Consider the following 16,452-nt stretch of genomic DNA (forward strand, 5'->3'; position numbering starts at 1 on the left):
AACCGGTCGCAACTGCGACCGGTTTCCTTGATTACGGGTGTAGATCAGCGCTGGGGCGCCAAACCACCAAGGACGTGCCCGGGGCCCGGCGACGGGCACGTTCGCCCGGCCGCAGTGCGACGATCTGACCGCCCGGCGCAGCGGCGAAAACTCTTGCCGCCGAAGCGTATTGGAGCTGATCCTGAAGTTCGTGGACCCTGGCGCGGAGGGTGTCGACCTGTGCCTCGAGCTCCATGATCCGGGCGATGCCGGCCAGGCTGACGCCTTCCTCCTGGGACAGGCGCTGCACCTCCCGCAACATCTCGATGTCGCGGGCGCTGTAACGGCGTCCGCCACCCCGGGTGCGCGACGGGGTGACGATGCCGAGCCGGTCGTACTGACGCAACGTTTGAGCGTGCATTCCGGCCAGCTCGGCCGCCACCGAGATCACGTACACCGGGGCGTCCATGTCGGGTATGGGCGAGCGGTTCATCACTGACGCGCCTTCGCCATCAGATCGGCGCGCGGGTCACCGCCCCGTTTGTCGGCGATCTCGGCGAGCGTCTTCTTGTCGTCGTCCGACAGATCTGTCGGCACCACCACGTGCACCTTCGCGAGCAGGTTGCCCGCGCCGGACTTGGCCTGGATGCCTCGGCCCTTGATCCGCAGCACCTGACCGGACTGCGTTCCGGGAGCGATCTTGACCTTGACGGTCGAACCGTCGAGGGTCGGCACCGCGACCGTGGCGCCCAAGGTCGCCTCGGCGAAGGTGACCGGCAGGTCGACGGTGATGTCGTTGCCGTCCCGGCCGAACACCGGGTGCGGCTGCACGTGCACTTCCAGCAGCAGGTCGCCGGCACCGCCGGGGCCGGGCTGCCCCTTGCCCCGCAGCCGGATCGTCTGTCCGTCCTTCACGCCCGCGGGGATACGGGTCTTGATCGTCGAACCGTCGGCCGACTGCAGCGAGACGGTCTCGCCCTCAGCCGCGGAACGGAACGACAAGGTGGTCTGAGCACGGACGTCGCGGCCCTTCGGGGGCGCTTGGCTGAATCCGCCGTTGCCGCCGAATCCCCCTGCGCCACCACCGAACTGGCCGAGGATGTCGTCCAGGTTGAAGGTCTGCCCGCCACCGGTGGAGAAGCCGCCGGCCGGACCGGCACCGCCGCCACCGAACATCGAACCGAAGAGGTCCTCAAAGCCGGCTGCTCCGGCGCCACCCCCTCCACCGCCTGCGGTGAAGCGAGCTCCCCCGCCGACCATCGCGCGCAACTGGTCGTACTCGGCGCGCTTGTCCTTGTCGCCGAGGACGGAGTTGGCCTCCCCGACGTCCTTGAACTTCTGCTCGGCGACCGTGTCGCCCGGGTTCTTGTCCGGGTGGTACTGCCGGGCCAATTTGCGGTAGGCCTTCTTGATGTCGGCCTCGGACGCGTCCTGGGGCACCCCGAGGATCTTGTAAAAGTCCTTCTCCAGCCAGTCCTGGCTCGCCATGCTTTCTCCTTGGTCCTTCGTCGTGGGCCACGGTTCCGATCTGTTTCCCGTCCGCGTGGCCCACGACGGGGAACTGCATCACTGAGGGTCTGCGACCGCCACGCGGGCCGGGCGCACGACACGCTCGCCCACCTTGTAACCGGGCTGCATCACCTGAACGACGGTGGTGCCTTCGCTGCCCTCGGGCACCTCGGCCTCGATGTGCATCAGGGCCTCGTGGTGCATCGGGTCGAACGCGTCGCCCACCTCACCGAAGCTGGCCAGGCCGTAGCGACCCAGGATCGCATCGAGCTTGGCGGCGATCTTGGCGAACGGCGAACCCTCCTCGAGGTCGCCGTGCTGGCGCGCGTAGTGGATCTCGTCCAACACCGGCAACAGCGACTCCACGAATCCGGCGAGGGTGGCGCTGTGCGCCATCTCGCGGTCGCGGTCGACGCGCCGTTTGTAGTTGACGTACTCGGCCTGCAGTCGCTGCAGGTCTGCCAACCGCTCGGCGGCGAGCGCGGCGTCCGGGTGGACGTCGTCGCTCGGACCGGCGCTCGAACCGGTTGTCTGCTGCGGGTCGTCGTTGATCGCTTCGGTATTGGGCAGGTCGTCGCCGACCGCCCCACCGAACGCGCTGTCGCCGCCTTCCGCCTCGACGATCCGGTCGAACTCGTCGTTGCCCGAACCCTTCTCGGAGCCCTTCTCGGCACTCTTGTCAGCGCTGTTGTCGTCGCTCACGGCGTCCTCCTTCTCATGGTCTGCGGGGTGTGCGCCGCGCAGCTCGCCCGTCTCGGGGTCGATACGGCGCTTGTCCCGGACGACCGGCCCGGTGGGCTCCTCCTGCGAGGAGCCCACCTGATCGTCGGTCACTTCTTGTCCGACTCGTCGTCGTCCACGACCTCGGCGTCGACGACGTCGTCGTCACCGGCGGTCTGGGCGGAGTCGTCCGCGGCACCTGCGGTGGAGGCGTCACCCGAGGGCGCACCTTCGGCGCTCTCGGACGCGTACATCGCCGCGCCCATCTTCTGCGAGACGTCCGAGAGGGTCTTGCTCTTGGCCGCGATGTCCTCCGGGGAGGTGTTCTCGTCCTTGAGCGCGTCCTTCAGGTCGTTGGTCGCGGTCTCGACCTCGGTCTTGGTATCGGCCGGGATCTTGTCACCGTTGTCGGCGAGGAACTTCTCCGTCGAGTACACGAGCTGCTCGGCGGTGTTGCGCGCCTCGGTGGCCTCGCGCCGCTTGGCGTCCTCGGCGGCGTGCTCCTCGGCGTCCTTGATCATGCGGTCGATGTCCTCCTTGGGGAGGGCGGATCCACCGGTGATCTGGATCGAGGCTTCCTTGCCCGTGCCGCGGTCCTTGGCGGACACGTGCACGATGCCGTTGGCGTCGATGTCGAAGGTGACCTCGATCTGCGGCACACCACGCGGGGCGGGTGCGATGCCGGAGAGTTCGAAGTTGCCGAGCGGCTTGTTCATCTTGGCCACTTCGCGCTCACCCTGGAACACCTGGATATCGACGGACGGCTGGTTGTCCTCGGCCGTCGAGAACACCTCGGTGCGCTTGGTCGGGATCGCGGAGTTGCGCTCGATGAGCTTGGTGAACAGACCACCCTTGGTCTCGATACCCAGGCTCAGCGGGGTGACGTCGATGAGCAGCACGTCCTTGCGCTCACCCTTCAGCACACCGGCCTGCAGGGCAGCACCGACGGCGACGACCTCGTCCGGGTTGACGCCCTTGTTGGGCTCCTTGCCGGTGAGTTCCTTGACGACCTCGGCGACTGCGGGCATGCGGGTGGAACCACCCACGAGCACTACGTGGTCGATGTCGCCGACCGAGATGCCGGCGTCCTTGATGACGTTCTGGAACGGGGTCTTGGTGCGCTCCAGGAGGTCCTTGGTCATCTGCTCGAACTGCGCGCGGGTGATGGTCTCGTCCAGGTGGATCGGACCGTTCTCACCCATGCTCAGGTACTGCAGCGACAGGTTGGTGGACGTCGACGACGACAGTTCCTTCTTGGCCTGCTCGGCGGCGTCGCGCAAACGCTGCATGGCGATCTTGTCCTTGGACAGGTCGACACCGGTCTGGTTCTTCACCGTGGTGAGCAGGTGCTCGACGATGCGCTGGTCCCAGTCGTCACCACCGAGCTTGTTGTCACCGCTGGTGGCGCGCACCTGGATGGTGCTGAAGCCGTCCTCGGGGTCCTTGCCGACCTCGAGCAGCGAGACGTCGAAGGTGCCGCCACCCAGGTCGAAGACCAGGATGAGCTCGTCCTCCTTGCCCTTGTCCAGGCCGTATGCCAGTGCGGCCGCGGTGGGCTCGTTGACGATGCGCAGGACGTTGAGGCCTGCGATCTCGCCGGCCTCCTTGGTGGCCTGACGCTCGGCGTCGTCGAAGTACGCCGGGACGGTGATGACCGCGTCAGTGACCTTCTCGCCGAGGTAGGACTCGGCGTCCCGCTTGAGCTTCATCAGAATGCGCGCGGAGATCTCCTGCGGCGTGTACTTCTTGCCGTCGATCTCGTCGGTGGTCCAGTCGGTGCCCATGTGGCGCTTGACCGAACGGATGGTGCGGTCGACGTTGGTGACCGCCTGTCGCTTGGCGATCTCGCCGACGAGGACGTCGCCGTTCTTGGCGAAAGCCACGACGGACGGCGTGGTGCGGCCGCCCTCAGCGTTCGCGATGATTTCCGGATCGTTGCCCTCAAGGACGGCAACGGCCGAGTTGGTGGTGCCGAGGTCAATACCTACCGCACGAGCCATGGTGATGTTCTCCTTGTTGTGGGGTTCAGGACTACAGGCGACTCAACTCCGGGTGTAGAAACATTGTCAAGTCGAGACCCTGGAAATTTGCGTCTGATGGACTCAACCTCCTGGACGCGTCCATCATTCCCGACCCGACAAAAATTTTCTGGTCGGTTTACTGTCGGCTTTGAGGTGGAACCAGACCTGCCGCGGCGCCGTCCACTTCGCGGTTCGCGATCGCGGACCGGCGCACCAGCAACAATGCACGACCGGGACGACGTACGCTGTCAGCGCTCGACATTCCGGTCTGGACCCCAGGTGGACCCCATGAAGCCTAGTTACGCCCTTCTCAGCGCGGTCGCTGCCACGACACTGCTGGCGGGCTGCGGTTCGGACTCCGGTGTGACGGTCAGCAGCGCCACGAATTCCGGGGCGACGACCACCGGTACAGCGGAGCCGACGAGCAGTTCCGAGTCGAGCACCGAGTCGAGCACCGAGTCGAGCACCGAGTCGAGCACTGACACCTCCGGCCCCGAGACCTCGAGCCCGACCAGTTCGGAAACTTCGAGCCCAACGGTGAGTGAGACCAGTTCACCGACGTCCACCGATGGCGCTCTGCTTGACGACGCCGCCATCGAAGCGTTCGCGACGAAGCTGGGTTGTGCACGCGAGCGCGCGGTGCCGCCGAAGAGCAGCTGGCTGCTGGCGAAGGGCGTCAAGACCGGGTACGACTGCACCGCGGGCGACATCGAGTACACCGTCATGCGAACGGAGAAGGCCGGGCAGATCGGGCCGGCCCTGGCGGAGATCAAGGTGCGCTGGGCCAAGGGCAAGCCGGTGTCGTACGTCGGGGGCACCAACTGGGCGATCCTCGCCTCCCCGGAGAAGGGCAAGCGCATTCCGGGTCTGACCCAGACCACCGAAGCCCAGAAGAAGGTCGGCGAAGGCAAGGTCACCTGGGCCTGAGGATCGGGGTGCGGGTCAGGACGCGGATCCGGTGGTGCGCCGGTGGTCAACGTGCCACCCGGTAGCGCACGAACACCGGCGCAGCCAGCGACACCGCCATCACGAGGACGACGGCAGTAGACCGCCGCCTGAGGCGGTCCACGCCGTTCCCAGCCCGACGGCGGCAGCACCGTGCGCGACATCGGCCAAGCGGGGACCACCGGCGACGACGTCAAGGCATGGCTCGCGGTCAACCCCCGCGTGGTCGTGCACTTCACCCCGACCCACGCATCCTGGATGAACATGGTCGAGATCTGGTTCGGCATCATCGAACGCCAAGCGATCCACCGCGGCACGTTCACCTCCGTGCCCGACCTAAACGCCAAGATTCGCGCCTTCATCACCGGCTGGAACAACCGATCCCACCCGTTCGTCTGGACCAAGACCGCCGAGCAAATCCTCGCGAAGGCCAACCGTCAGAAGACTTCAAACGCAGCCCACTAGCAGCGTACCTGCAACTCCCCGCCGGGAATTGGTTCAAGAGACGGCATTTCGTTCTGTTGATCGTACGACTCTGTGTAGAGACGATCTTTAGGTTGATGAAGAAGCTGGGCAGTTGTGAAATAAAGTGAACCGGAAAACCCTTTTTCGGGACCGGTGGCATCGAATGAGTATGCGCCTGGAGACAACGGCTTGTTGCTGCCAGTGACTCTTTGCCATCCCTGCGAGTCCTTTCCGGGACTGAACTGTCCCCTGCGCTTGGGTCCTTGGGTAGATTTCCAGTGCTGGAGGACCATGCCACTGTTGTCTCTGAAGTAAGCATCCGTTATGCCAGGCAGGCAAGCTTTGAACTCTGCAGTGATCACGCCGCGACCATTGTGCGATATGGCACTGTTCCCTACCGCCTGAGAACTCTCGCAGGAGGTCAGTAGAAATGCATTGCCTACAAGTACAGCAAATGTCGATACTTTCATGAATTCCTAGTATCCGCCATCAATAAGCCCTGCTTGCCGTTCGTATCTGTTCCGACAGGGATTTGTTCCTGCTCTAATGTGGCGTGCAGCAAAAGAGAGACCATACCGACGCCATTGCGCTCGATGTACGCGCTCGTGGCGAACTCGAGAAAATGTCACTTGCCGCCTATCCCAGCCCGTCCAGTACACACCACCTACCGTGGCTCCACCACGACCATAGAGTGATCCTCCACCTCTGCAAGTCATCAAGCCGTATCGCCGCTGGCAGGAAGCTCCTGTTCGTGCGGCGGCGAAGAAGTATGTAGCACTGACCGCGTAGTAGCCGGGATTTCGAACTACGTCGACTCCGCGTCGGAACGGTCAAATGGCGCGGGGTGAGTACATGATGATCGCGACACCCACCAGGCAGCAGAGCGCCCCGACCACGTCGTAGCGATCGGGACGGTAGCCGTCCATCACCATCCCCCAGACCAACGAACCTGCGACGAAGACTCCCCCGTACGCCGCCAGGATCCGCCCGAAGTTCGCGTCCTGCTGCAAGGTCGCGACGAACCCGTAGAGGCCTAACGCGATCACGCCGGCTCCGATCCAGAGCCAACCCTTGTGCTCCCGCACGCCCTGCCAGACGAGCCACGCGCCGCCGATCTCGCAGACTGCGGCAGCCAGGAACAACGCGAGCGAGCGGGCGATCATCATGGCGCCCATTGTTGTCGGCAGCCCCTTCGGCTCGGGTCAGGATCGCAGTGCGTGCACGAACACGGGTGCATGTGCACGTTCGTCGAGCGTGCCGCTCCTCGCGAATTCGGCCAGCACAGTGCGCATTGCACGTCCTTCATCGCAGGTTGCATGCCACGCCGGGCCGGACGCATGAACGATGGAATCCCACGCCGGCCCGGGGAAGACGAGCGGGAGATCCGTGGTGTGCGCACCGGCGAGCGGGCCGTTGGCCGGTTTCGAGCGCAGGACGTACCGCCCTGTGTGGCCGCCGGCCGCCGAATGACGCTGGGCGAACCGGCGAGCCGGAGTGCCGTAGATGCGGCGGGTGAGCCGCCGGACGAGTTGCTCGCGTACCCCGGGCCGCAGCGGCAGGCGTCCGAGCCGGGACGGGACGAACAGCGCCGCTTCCCGATCGGTGTGGCCGATCAACAGATCGATCGATCCCGCTGATCGCCAGGCATCGTCCAGATCCCGTTCCTTCGGCAACGGGTCGATGCCGTACTGCGGGCCGAACGGCATCCCGGCCCGCAGGCCGTAACGCAGGGACATCCGCTGCAAGCGGTCGGTGGCAGCCAGGACCTCGTCGACGGACGCGTCCGGCGCAAGGTCCTGCACCTGGCGAGCCATCGCGACGTACATCCGGTCCCGTCTGCTCATCAGACCGAGCGGGGCGCTCATCACGATCGCCCTACGGAACAGACCCCGGGTGCCCTCGGCGATCATCAGGTGGGCGACCGAGTCGCCGCCGGCGGACTCCCCGAAAACGGTGACGTGCTGCGGGTCCCCGCCGAAGACCGCGATGTTCTCGTGCACCCAGCGAAGGGCGGCACGCTGATCGAGCAGACCGAGATTGCCCGGTGCGTCGCCGTGCCGCAGGTAGCCGAAGAGTCCGAGCCGATAGTTGATGCTGACCACGATCAGCCGCTGCTCGACGACCAGGGCGGTCGGGTCGTAGATGGGCAGGTCGCCACCACCGGTCACATAGGAGCCGCCGTGGATCCACACCAGCACCGGCAGCGCGGCATCCGAGCTCGTGCCGGTCGGGACGGTCACCGAGAGGTTGAGACAGTTCTCGTCCGTTCGCGGTCGACCCTCGAGATCGTCCAGCACTTCGTCGATGAGCGGGAACGACACCTGCGGACAGACCGGGGACAGCTCACGTGCATCGAAATCCCGACCGGAGAACGGCACGGGAACGGGCAGACCCCACCGGGAGGCGGACGCGTAGGGAAGGCCGGTCGCCTGCCACACCTTCGGGGTGCCGCGACCCGAGACCTTGCCGCCGGGAATCGTCCAGACCGGGGTGTTCGGGACGCTCATACCGGCGATCGTCGCAGACCGTCGTCGCCGCCCGGGCGGCCAGGGCTACCGAGGCGACAGGACCGTCTCGCCCACCTTCTCCTCATCGTGCAGCCAGCGCTGTTCGAGCCACGCCATCGCGATCGGCAGCAGTCCGTTCACCATGAGGATGATCACCACTGCCAGGACCCCGTCATCCAAACCCATGTCTCCATGCTCCTCCTTCTGCACCGGCAGTTGGTGAAGGGGCGGCGACGGATCCCGGAATTACCGCTGGGGGTTCACGAACGATGCAGCGCGTCGGCGATCGGAACGTCGCCGTCGGTGAATTCGATCTCGCGGCCCGCGACCGTTTCGGGGTCGGCTTCGACGACGGCGGTGATCACATCGGCAACCAACTCACGTGACGTGGACGTCTGGCCGTCGTTCGCCGGGTCGAGCGTCCCGGACGACGGGTCGAGAGTGAGAGTGCTCGGCTTGAGGATCGTCCACTGCAGTTCGGACGCCTTGAGGTGTTCATCGGCCGCGGCCTTGGCGTCGGCGTACGCGAAGAACGAATTGTCTTCCGGCACACCGTGACCGGGACCGGCACCGAAGTAGGACACCATCACGTACCGCAGCACGCCGGCCTGGCGGGAGGCGTCCATCGATCGGATCGCGGCGTCCCTGTCGACGGCATAGGTGCGCTCGGGGTGACCACCGCCGGCTCCTGCGGACCACACGATCACCTGCTGCCCGGTGAGCAGTTCGGCGAGTTCGTCGGTGTCGAGTTGCTCGACATCAGCTACGACCGGTGCGGCGCCGGTCTCGGCGACATCTGCGGCGTGATCGGGATTGCGGATGATCGAGCTGACCTCGTGCCCGGCTGCGGCGAGCTTGTGAGCTGCGAGCAGGGCGATCTTGCCGTGCCCTCCGATGATCGCGATGCGGGTCATGTACGCCTCCAGGTATCGGTCCGATTCGTGTGCGCTTACTCGACCCACGGTACGTAGCCCGGACCGCCGGTTGGCACCTCCCGACGTTCAAATATAAACAAATGTTGTTTTCTGTTGACTTCTGCACGTTCAGGTGGTTTTCTGATGTGACCACGACCACGTGGGCCAACTCACACGAGGAGTCAGTCAGCCGTGTACGCAGCCGAGCGCCACCAGCGCATCGTCGACGAGGCCCGCCGTAACGGGCGGGTCGCGGTCGCCGACCTGGCCGGTGCTCTCGAGGTCACCACCGAGACGGTGCGACGCGACCTGAGCGTCCTGGAGGACCGCGGCACGCTGCGACGAGTTCATGGCGGAGCGATTCCGGTCGAACGTCTCGAACCGACCCTGGCCGCCCGATCCACCCGCTCGACCAAAAAGAAGACCCGGATCGCTGCCCGCGCGTTGGATGAGATCCCTGCCGACGGCACGATCCTGCTCGACAGCGGTTCGACCACCCTCGCGATCGCCGGCCTGCTCCCGGTCGACATATCGCTCACGGTGGTCACCAACTCGGTACAGGCCGCGGCATTGCTCACCGACCGCCCGAACCTCACCCTCCTGCTGCTGGGCGGACGCGTTCGCGGCGTCACCGGCGCAGCCGTCGGTTCCTGGGCGTCGGACCTGTTGGGCGGCCTCACCGTCGATGTCGCCTTCGTCGGCACCAACGGCATCAGCACCCGACGCGGACTGACGACCCCGGACGAGGCCGAGGCCGCAGTGAAAACAGCGATGATCGGCGCCGCGACCAAAACCGTCGTCGTGACCGATTCCAGCAAGGTGGGTGTCGACCACCTGCACCGCTTCTCGCCGCTGGACGCCGTCGATCTCGTCATCACCGACTCCGCGCTCGCTGCGGACGACCGCGACGGGTTGGTCGATGCAGGAACGAAGGTGGCATGCGCGTGATCGTCACCCTCACTCCGAACCCCAGCGTGGACCGCACGATGTCCTTCGAGCACATCGCCCTCGGCGAGGTACAGCGCGCCGCTTCCGGCCGAATCGACCCGGGCGGCAAGGGAATCAACGTCTCCCGAGCCCTCGCCGCCAACGAGACACCGACGCTCGCGGTCCTTCCTGCCGGTGGCCCTGAGGGTCACCTGCTCACCGAACTGCTCGACGCTGCGAGGGTCCCTCATCTCGCCGTGGAGATCGCCGGGTCGGCCCGGATGAACATCTCGGCGGTCGAGCCGGACGGCACGACGACCAAGCTCAACGAGGCGGGTCCACATCTGACGGACGCCGAGGTCAGCGCCCTGTTCGGCGCCACCGCACGGGCGTGCGTGTCCGCGTCCTGGGTGGTCGGTTGTGGCTCGCTACCGCCGGGCGTCCCGACCACGCTGTACGCCGAACTGGTCCGTCGGATGAGCGGACGCGGCGTGAAGGTCGCGATCGATACCTCCGGAGCCCCCTTCCCGTTGGCCGTCGCGGCTCGACCGCACCTGATCAAGCCGAACCATGAGGAGCTCGCCGAGCTCGTCGGCCGCCCGCTCAGCACCGTCGGTGACGTCGTGGACGCGGCACGCGAACTGGTCGCGGACGGTGTCGAGACAGTCGTCGTGAGCCTCGGCGCCGACGGCGCGATTGCCGTGACCGCCGACGAACTGGTCTGGGCCGGAGCGAAAATCGCCGACCCGTTGTCGACGGTCGGAGCCGGCGACTGCCTGCTCGCCGGCTTCCTGCACTCGACCGTCGCGGGCGGCGACCTTGAAGCCGCCCTTCGCGAGGGCGTCCGCTGGGGCGCCGCCGCCGTTGGACTACCCGGCAGTCAGGTACCGCACCTCGAAGACCTCACCGACATCGAGGTGCACTCCACTCGCACCCCGCAACTCGACCGCGTCATCTCCTGACGCACCGACGAAAGGACACGTCGTGTCTCTGATCACCGACGAACAGGTCATCCTGGACCTGGGTGGCGACGACCGCCATGAGGCCACGCGCACTCTCGCCGAGACGCTGGTCGCGACCGGTCGCTGCACCGACCTCGATGCGTTCCTCGCCGATGTGCGTGCCCGCGAGGAGAAGATGGCAACCGGCCTGCCCGGCGGCATCGGTATCCCGCATGCCCGTAGCGCGGCGATCACCGAACCATCGCTGGTTTTCGGACGCCCGGTCGAAGGCATCGATTGGGGCGCCAAGGACGGCCCGGCGACCACGATCTTCCTCATCGCCGCTCCCGAGGAGGGCGGTGAGGCGCACATGCAGATGCTGCCCAAGCTGGGCGAAAGCGTTGATGGACAAGGAGTTCCGCGCACAGTTGCAGTCGGCGAGGACGAAGTCCGAGGTCGTCGAGCTCGTGAACTCACGGGTCTCGCTCGACGATGCGCCCGCCAAGCCCGCTGCAGCTTCGACCACCACGGCTGCCGCCGGCGCCACCGCTGCTGCGCCGGCATCGGACAAGACACCGGACAGGGCATCGGTCCCGGACGAGGTCGAGCCGACCGCACCGACCGCGGATGCGTCCACCTCCCGGCGGTTCGTCGCGGTGACCTCCTGCCCGACCGGCATCGCCCACACCTACATGGCCGCCGAGGCACTGGAGAACGCAGCGCGCGAGGCGGGGCACTCGATCACCGTGGAGACACAGGGATCCGCCGGATCGACTCCGCTCACCGCACGCCAGATCGCCGAGGCGGACGCCGTGATCTTCGCTCACGACGTCGAGGTGCGCGACAAGCAGCGCTTCGCCGGTAAGCCGACGGTCGATGTCGGGGTGAAGAAGGCGATCAGCGACGCCTCTGCCCTGCTGGCGCAGGCCGGACGGCTCGCGGACGAGTGGAGGAAGGATCCTTCGCGCGCCCAGGCGACGCCGGCGTCCGTCATGGACGACGAGCCCGAGAGCGAGGGCCTCGGCACGCGGCTGCGCAAGTGGCTGCGGTCCTGCTCGGCTTGATCGTCGGCGCGATGATGGGCTTCGACCTCGGCGGCCCGGTGAACAAGGTGGCGTACGCCTTCGCGACCACCGGGCTGTCCGCAGCCGGCACCGCAAGCGATGCCCCGCAACTGAAGATCATGGCCGCGGTCATGGCCGCCGGAATGGTCGCGCCGCTCGGTCTGGCACTGGCCACCACCATCCGGCCCAAGCTGTTCACCGAGCCCGAGCGGGAGAACGGCAAGGCCGCGTGGCTGCTCGGTGCCTCGTTCATCTCCGAGGGAGCCATCCCCTTCGCGGCCGCCGACCCGTGGCGCGTGATCGTGTCCTCACTCGTCGGTTCGGGCGTGACCGGGGCATTGACCATGGCCTTCGGTGCCACGCTCCGCGCACCGCACGGCGGGATCTGGGTGCTCCCCCTCATCGGCAACTTCGCCCTGTTCCTCGTGGCACTCGCCGCCGGCGTGCTGGTGATGACGGCCCTGGTCGTCACCCTCAAGCAGGCCGCCGCGAACAAGACCACCACCGCGACCGAGGCACCCGTCCCCGCTGCCTGATCCCCTCGGGCAGACTCGAACCACCACGACGAAGGAGTCATTCACATGGCACAGCGCACCGTCACCATCGCCTCGAAGGTCGGGCTGCACGCCCGCCCCGCGGCCCTGTTCGTCCAGGCGGCGTCCGAGACCGGACTGGACGTCCAGATCGCCAAGCCGGGCGAGGACCCGGTCGACGCGACCAGCATCCTGGGGGTCATGGCGCTCGGCGCCAGGCACGGCGAAGAGGTCGAGCTGACCGCCGAAGGCGACGGCGCCGACGAGGCACTCGACTCGCTCGTCGACCTGCTCTCGCGCGACCTCGACGCGGAATGAGTTGATGGCGGTGGAGAAGATGATTCTGCAAGGGATCGGCGTCAGCCCCGGATCCGCCTACGCCCCGGCGGTCCTCGTCGCTCCCCCGGCGCAGGCACCGGCCGATGAGCCGGCACCGAGTGACGCCAACTCGGCACTGCTCGAGGTCAAGGCCGCCTTCGAATCGGTCGCGACCGAGTTGGACGCCCGCGCCGCAGCGGCGCCCAAGACGGCCGCGCAGATCCTGTCCGCCACCGCCCTCATCGCCCGCGACAAGGGCCTGCACAAGGCGGCCGGCAAGCACCTCGCGGGCGGAAACGGCCCCGCGAACGCGGTGCACCTCGCAGTCGAGGAGTACGTCCTTCAGTTCGAAGCGCTGGGCGATTACTTCGCCGAGCGGGTCACCGATCTGCGTGACGTCGGCGCCCGGGCCATCTCGGTGTTGCTCGGCCTACCGGCGCCGGGCGTTCCGACGTTGGCCCAGCGCTCGATCGTCGTCGCCCTGGATCTGGCGCCGGCCGACACCGCGGTGCTCGACCGCGACCTGGTCGCCGGCATCGTCACCCAGGAGGGCGGACGCAACAGCCACACCGCGATCCTCGCCGCACAAATGGGCATCCCGGCGGTCGTCCACTGCGCCGACGCGCTCTCGATCGAGGCGGGCACCCCGGTGTCGATCGACGGTGACTCGGGAGCGGTCGTCGCGAACCCGTCCGCCGAATCGGTTGCGGCACTGGCTGATCGCGACTCCAAGCGGGCCACCCTGCTGTCCGCGACGTCCGGCCCGGGCAAGACCTCGGACGGGCACGCGGTCGGGCTGCTGGCCAATATCGGCGGTGTCGACGACGCGGTCGCGGCGGGCGCCCAGGACCTCGAAGGGGTCGGACTCTTCCGCACCGAGTTCGTGTTCCTGTCGGCGAAGACCGCGCCGACCCTAGAGGAGCAGACCGACATCTACACCCGGGTGTTCCAGCCGTTCGGCACCGACCGGCGCATCGCCGTCCGCACGCTCGATGCGGGTGCCGACAAACCGCTCGCCTTCGCCGACCTGGGCGCGGAGGAGAACCCCGCCCTCGGACGTCGCGGGTTGCGTCTGTCGCAGGCTCGCCCGGAGTTGCTCGAGACCCAGCTCAAGGCGTTGGCCGCGGCCGCGTCGGCCACCGGTGCCGACGTCCGGGTGATGGCGCCGATGGTGGCCACCGTCGAGGAAGCGCAATGGTTCGCCGATCAGGTGGCGGCCGCGGGGCTCCCGAAGTCGGGCGTGATGATCGAGGTGCCCGCCGCGGCTCTCGGCGCACGCCACGTGCTTGCACCCGTCGACTTCGGCAGCCTCGGCACCAACGACCTCGCGCAGTACACGATGGCGGCCGACCGGATGCAGGGAGCACTGTCGGACCTCCTCGACCCGTGGCAACCGGCCGTGCTCAACGTGATCAAAGCCGCCTGCGCAGGAGCCGCCGAACTCGGCAAACCGATCGGCGTCTGCGGTGAATCGGGCGGCGATCCGTTGATGGCGCTGGTGATCACCGGGCTCGGCGTCTCGTCACTGTCGATGGCGCCGTCGAAGGTGCCTGCGGTGCGGTTCGCGCTGTCGCGCCACTCGTTGGAGGCGTGTCAGCGGCTGGCTGAGTCGGCCGTCTCGGCGCCGACGGCTGCGGCGGCGCGCGAAGCCGTGCTCAGCGTGGCCGACCCGCAGTTGCAGGCCCTCCTCGCCTGACGAACTGACCACACCCACCCACTCCCCCGCAAGAGCTGCGGCCAGCAGGTGCTGCCGTTGCAACAGCAGCCTCTCTAGGTAACCGCAGCGTTTGCGTTTTGAGAGGTGACAGCAGTGAGGCCGCCGGGGTAACGGGTGGTCGGGCAGCTGGACCCCCAGATTGTCGGCGCAACCCACGAATCAAGCAACCTCTATCAGACCTGACTGACAGACTGTGCGCAACGAGATCTCGCAGCCCGCAGAAGGAGGAACAGGCGTGGCGCAATGCCCGGATGGACAGATCGGTGGATTTCGGCTGTTGCGCCTGCTTGGCCAGGGTGGGATGGGTGAGGTCTGGCTCGCCGATCACCCGAGGTTGCCACGACAAGTTGCCGTGAAAGTGCTTCGTGCCGGTACCGCGGACAACCCAGAGTCCCGCGAACGGTTCCTTCGTGAAGCGGAGACGGTGGCTCGCCTGGAGCACCCTGCAATCGTGGACGTGTTCGATCGGGGTGAAGAACGCGGCCGCCTTTGGATTGCGATGCGATTCGTGGACGGCGAGGATCTCGGCAGCCTGCTTCGCAGGGAAGGCGCACTCCACACGGACCGCGCCCTGTCGATCGCCACACCAGTCGCCGACGCACTGGACCACGCACACGACCGGGGCATCATCCATCGCGATGTGAAGCCAGCAAATATCCTGCTGCCGGGCAGTGGGCTGCCCGCAGCCGTCGTGACCGACTTCGGAATTGCCCGCGCTGTAGACGACGATCGATCGATGACCGGCACCGGGCTGGTAGTCGGTTCGATGCCCTATATCTCGCCCGAACAGATCGACGGTGAACCTTCGACGGCGAGGAGCGATCTGTACGGATTCGCCTGTGCCGTCTACGAAATGCTCACCGGGCGACGGTCCTTCGACGGTCCGACAACATCTTCGATCATCGGCGCTCACATGGCACAGGATCGTCCTAGTCTACTTGGCGCACGGCCCGATCTGCCGGCCGCAGCAGACGCGGTCATCCAGCGTGCGCTCTCCGTTGATCCTGCTGCCCGACAAACGAGCGCAACCGAGTTCCTCACTGAGTTGCGCCACGCACTCGACGTCACTCAGCTCACTCACGTACGCCCCTATCGCCCCTCCACCCCTGAGGCTCCCACCGTCGTCCGACCCACCACGTCGGTCGCCCCTACCCAGACGGCTGAGGTGACCAAGCCTGGTGGTTCACCTGCCTCAACGAGATCCAGGAAACCAAAGACATCGATCATCGTCGCTGTCACAGCGACGCTGGTCGCCGCCGGTGGAGGCGCCACGGTCGCCCACAGAATGATGCGGGAGCCCGCAGACCTCGCCGCTGCAACATCGCAGATGTCACAGCCGGTGGCCGGCAATCCTGCGAATACTGCGTCAGCCGGCTCACAACGGCCGTCGCTAGCCGAACCCACTGCTGCGGCCACTACGGGTACGTCCAGCACAACGACTTCCAGCACAACGACACCGGCATCCCCCGGCGCGCCCGCACCAGGGGATCTCGGCCTGAGCACACCAATCGCTGCGCCCGTTTGCGACGGACGCTCAGCGGTGATCCTGTCGAACGCTGTGACTAACGACCGTTCTGCTCAGCGCAGTGAAATCGCCGCCGCGCTCAGGAAGTGGCCACAGGCCAACTACATGAGGCCGTCATGCGCATCGCTCCGCAACGTCGCGGACGGCAAGCAGATCTACACCGTCTACCTCGATCAAGGTGTGCTCGACGAGATCAGTCTGTGCAATCGAGTGCTCCAGTACTCCGACGGCACTTCTGCGTCCCCCTACGGGAAGTACCTGGACAACACTCATCCGGCAGGACACTTCTACCGCTGGGATGCGACTCGTCGACATTGTTACTACTTCGCAGACGCGACAGGTGCGGGAAGACGATTGATCGTCTGAC

General features: G+C 66.7%; 17 protein-coding genes and 2 pseudogenes. 10 read left to right on the forward strand and 9 right to left on the reverse strand.

Translation table 11 applies throughout. From position 1 onward, the window contains the following. Window positions 1-31 precede the first annotated feature (31 nt). From ACYU8W_RS02825 to ACYU8W_RS02845, 5 genes are all read right to left on the reverse strand, one after another. Window positions 32-472, reverse strand: a complete 441-nt coding sequence (locus ACYU8W_RS02825) for a heat shock protein transcriptional repressor HspR (RefSeq protein WP_499466451.1) — start codon at window positions 470-472, stop codon at window positions 32-34. Continuing rightward, a complete protein-coding gene (locus ACYU8W_RS02830) occupies window positions 472-1,467 on the reverse strand; it encodes a DnaJ C-terminal domain-containing protein (protein WP_239700923.1) in 996 nt (331 codons plus the stop codon). Before ACYU8W_RS02830 ends, ACYU8W_RS02825 begins: the two co-directional genes overlap by 1 nt. 78 nt (window positions 1,468-1,545) lie before the next feature. Further along, window positions 1,546-2,322: a nucleotide exchange factor GrpE gene (gene grpE, locus ACYU8W_RS02835; RefSeq protein WP_239700921.1), complete on the reverse strand. Its 777-nt coding sequence runs from the start codon at window positions 2,320-2,322 to the stop codon at window positions 1,546-1,548. Then, entirely contained in the window at window positions 2,319-4,208 is a 1,890-nt protein-coding gene (gene dnaK / locus ACYU8W_RS02840; RefSeq protein ID WP_239700919.1) for a molecular chaperone DnaK, read from the reverse strand. The genes grpE and dnaK overlap by 4 nt, the downstream gene beginning before the upstream one ends. Before the next feature lie 320 nt (window positions 4,209-4,528). Further along, window positions 4,529-4,714 (reverse strand): hypothetical protein, encoded by a 186-nt coding sequence (locus ACYU8W_RS02845; RefSeq protein WP_499466454.1) that lies wholly within the window; start codon window positions 4,712-4,714, stop codon window positions 4,529-4,531. Between the two features lie 52 nt (window positions 4,715-4,766). Here ACYU8W_RS02845 and ACYU8W_RS02850 point away from each other — a divergent pair, with 52 nt between their 5' ends. Together ACYU8W_RS02850 and ACYU8W_RS02855 are read left to right on the forward strand one after the other, a co-directional pair. Continuing rightward, window positions 4,767-5,156 (forward strand): hypothetical protein, encoded by a 390-nt coding sequence (locus ACYU8W_RS02850; protein WP_129624699.1) that lies wholly within the window; start codon window positions 4,767-4,769, stop codon window positions 5,154-5,156. A gap of 207 nt (window positions 5,157-5,363) precedes the next feature. Further along, window positions 5,364-5,639: pseudogene (locus ACYU8W_RS02855) on the forward strand (IS630 family transposase); the annotation flags it as partial. A gap of 830 nt (window positions 5,640-6,469) precedes the next feature. On the opposite strand, the gene ACYU8W_RS02860 reads toward ACYU8W_RS02855, so the two are convergent. The 4 genes from ACYU8W_RS02860 to ACYU8W_RS02875 form a co-directional block, all read right to left on the reverse strand. Further along, window positions 6,470-6,805, reverse strand: a complete 336-nt coding sequence (locus ACYU8W_RS02860; RefSeq protein WP_129624701.1) for a YnfA family protein — start codon at window positions 6,803-6,805, stop codon at window positions 6,470-6,472. 36 nt (window positions 6,806-6,841) lie between these two features. Beyond that, a complete protein-coding gene (locus ACYU8W_RS02865) occupies window positions 6,842-8,146 on the reverse strand; it encodes a carboxylesterase family protein (RefSeq protein WP_499466456.1) in 1,305 nt (434 codons plus the stop codon). A 45-nt stretch (window positions 8,147-8,191) separates the two neighbouring features. Beyond that, entirely contained in the window at window positions 8,192-8,332 is a 141-nt protein-coding gene (locus ACYU8W_RS02870; protein WP_499466459.1) for a hypothetical protein, read from the reverse strand. A 74-nt stretch (window positions 8,333-8,406) separates the two neighbouring features. Next, the gene (locus ACYU8W_RS02875; RefSeq protein WP_499466463.1) at window positions 8,407-9,060 is read right to left on the reverse strand and encodes an NAD(P)H-binding protein; all 654 of its coding nucleotides are present in this window, start codon (window positions 9,058-9,060) and stop codon (window positions 8,407-8,409) included. A 192-nt stretch (window positions 9,061-9,252) separates the two neighbouring features. Here ACYU8W_RS02875 and ACYU8W_RS02880 point away from each other — a divergent pair, with 192 nt between their 5' ends. The 8 genes and pseudogenes from ACYU8W_RS02880 to ACYU8W_RS02915 all read left to right on the forward strand — a co-directional run bounded on the left by ACYU8W_RS02880 (window position 9,253) and on the right by ACYU8W_RS02915 (window position 16,451). Next, entirely contained in the window at window positions 9,253-10,008 is a 756-nt protein-coding gene (locus ACYU8W_RS02880; protein ID WP_129624704.1) for a DeoR/GlpR family DNA-binding transcription regulator, read from the forward strand. Further along, window positions 9,999-10,949 (forward strand): 1-phosphofructokinase, encoded by a 951-nt coding sequence (gene pfkB, locus ACYU8W_RS02885; RefSeq protein WP_499466465.1) that lies wholly within the window; start codon window positions 9,999-10,001, stop codon window positions 10,947-10,949. Before ACYU8W_RS02880 ends, pfkB begins: the two co-directional genes overlap by 10 nt. Window positions 10,950-10,971: 22 nt before the next feature. Next, window positions 10,972-11,265: pseudogene (locus ACYU8W_RS02890) on the forward strand (PTS sugar transporter subunit IIA); the annotation flags it as partial. A 67-nt stretch (window positions 11,266-11,332) separates the two neighbouring features. Further along, window positions 11,333-11,992, forward strand: coding sequence for a PTS fructose transporter subunit IIB (locus tag ACYU8W_RS02895; RefSeq protein ID WP_499466467.1), 660 nt, complete (start codon window positions 11,333-11,335; stop codon window positions 11,990-11,992). Then, window positions 11,968-12,528, forward strand: a complete 561-nt coding sequence (locus ACYU8W_RS02900) for a fructose-specific PTS transporter subunit EIIC (RefSeq protein ID WP_499466469.1) — start codon at window positions 11,968-11,970, stop codon at window positions 12,526-12,528. Before ACYU8W_RS02895 ends, ACYU8W_RS02900 begins: the two co-directional genes overlap by 25 nt. Before the next feature lie 45 nt (window positions 12,529-12,573). After that, the gene (locus tag ACYU8W_RS02905; protein WP_141927013.1) at window positions 12,574-12,843 is read left to right on the forward strand and encodes an HPr family phosphocarrier protein; all 270 of its coding nucleotides are present in this window, start codon (window positions 12,574-12,576) and stop codon (window positions 12,841-12,843) included. Window positions 12,844-12,862: 19 nt separating this feature from the next. Beyond that, complete coding sequence (ptsP, locus tag ACYU8W_RS02910; RefSeq protein WP_499466640.1) at window positions 12,863-14,539, forward strand: phosphoenolpyruvate--protein phosphotransferase; 1,677 nt, start codon at window positions 12,863-12,865, stop codon at window positions 14,537-14,539. A 214-nt stretch (window positions 14,540-14,753) separates the two neighbouring features. Then, window positions 14,754-16,451 (forward strand): serine/threonine-protein kinase, encoded by a 1,698-nt coding sequence (locus ACYU8W_RS02915; RefSeq protein WP_499466472.1) that lies wholly within the window; start codon window positions 14,754-14,756, stop codon window positions 16,449-16,451. The last annotated feature ends 1 nt before the right edge of the window (window position 16,452 follow it).

This window comes from Yimella radicis, assembly GCF_054778255.1.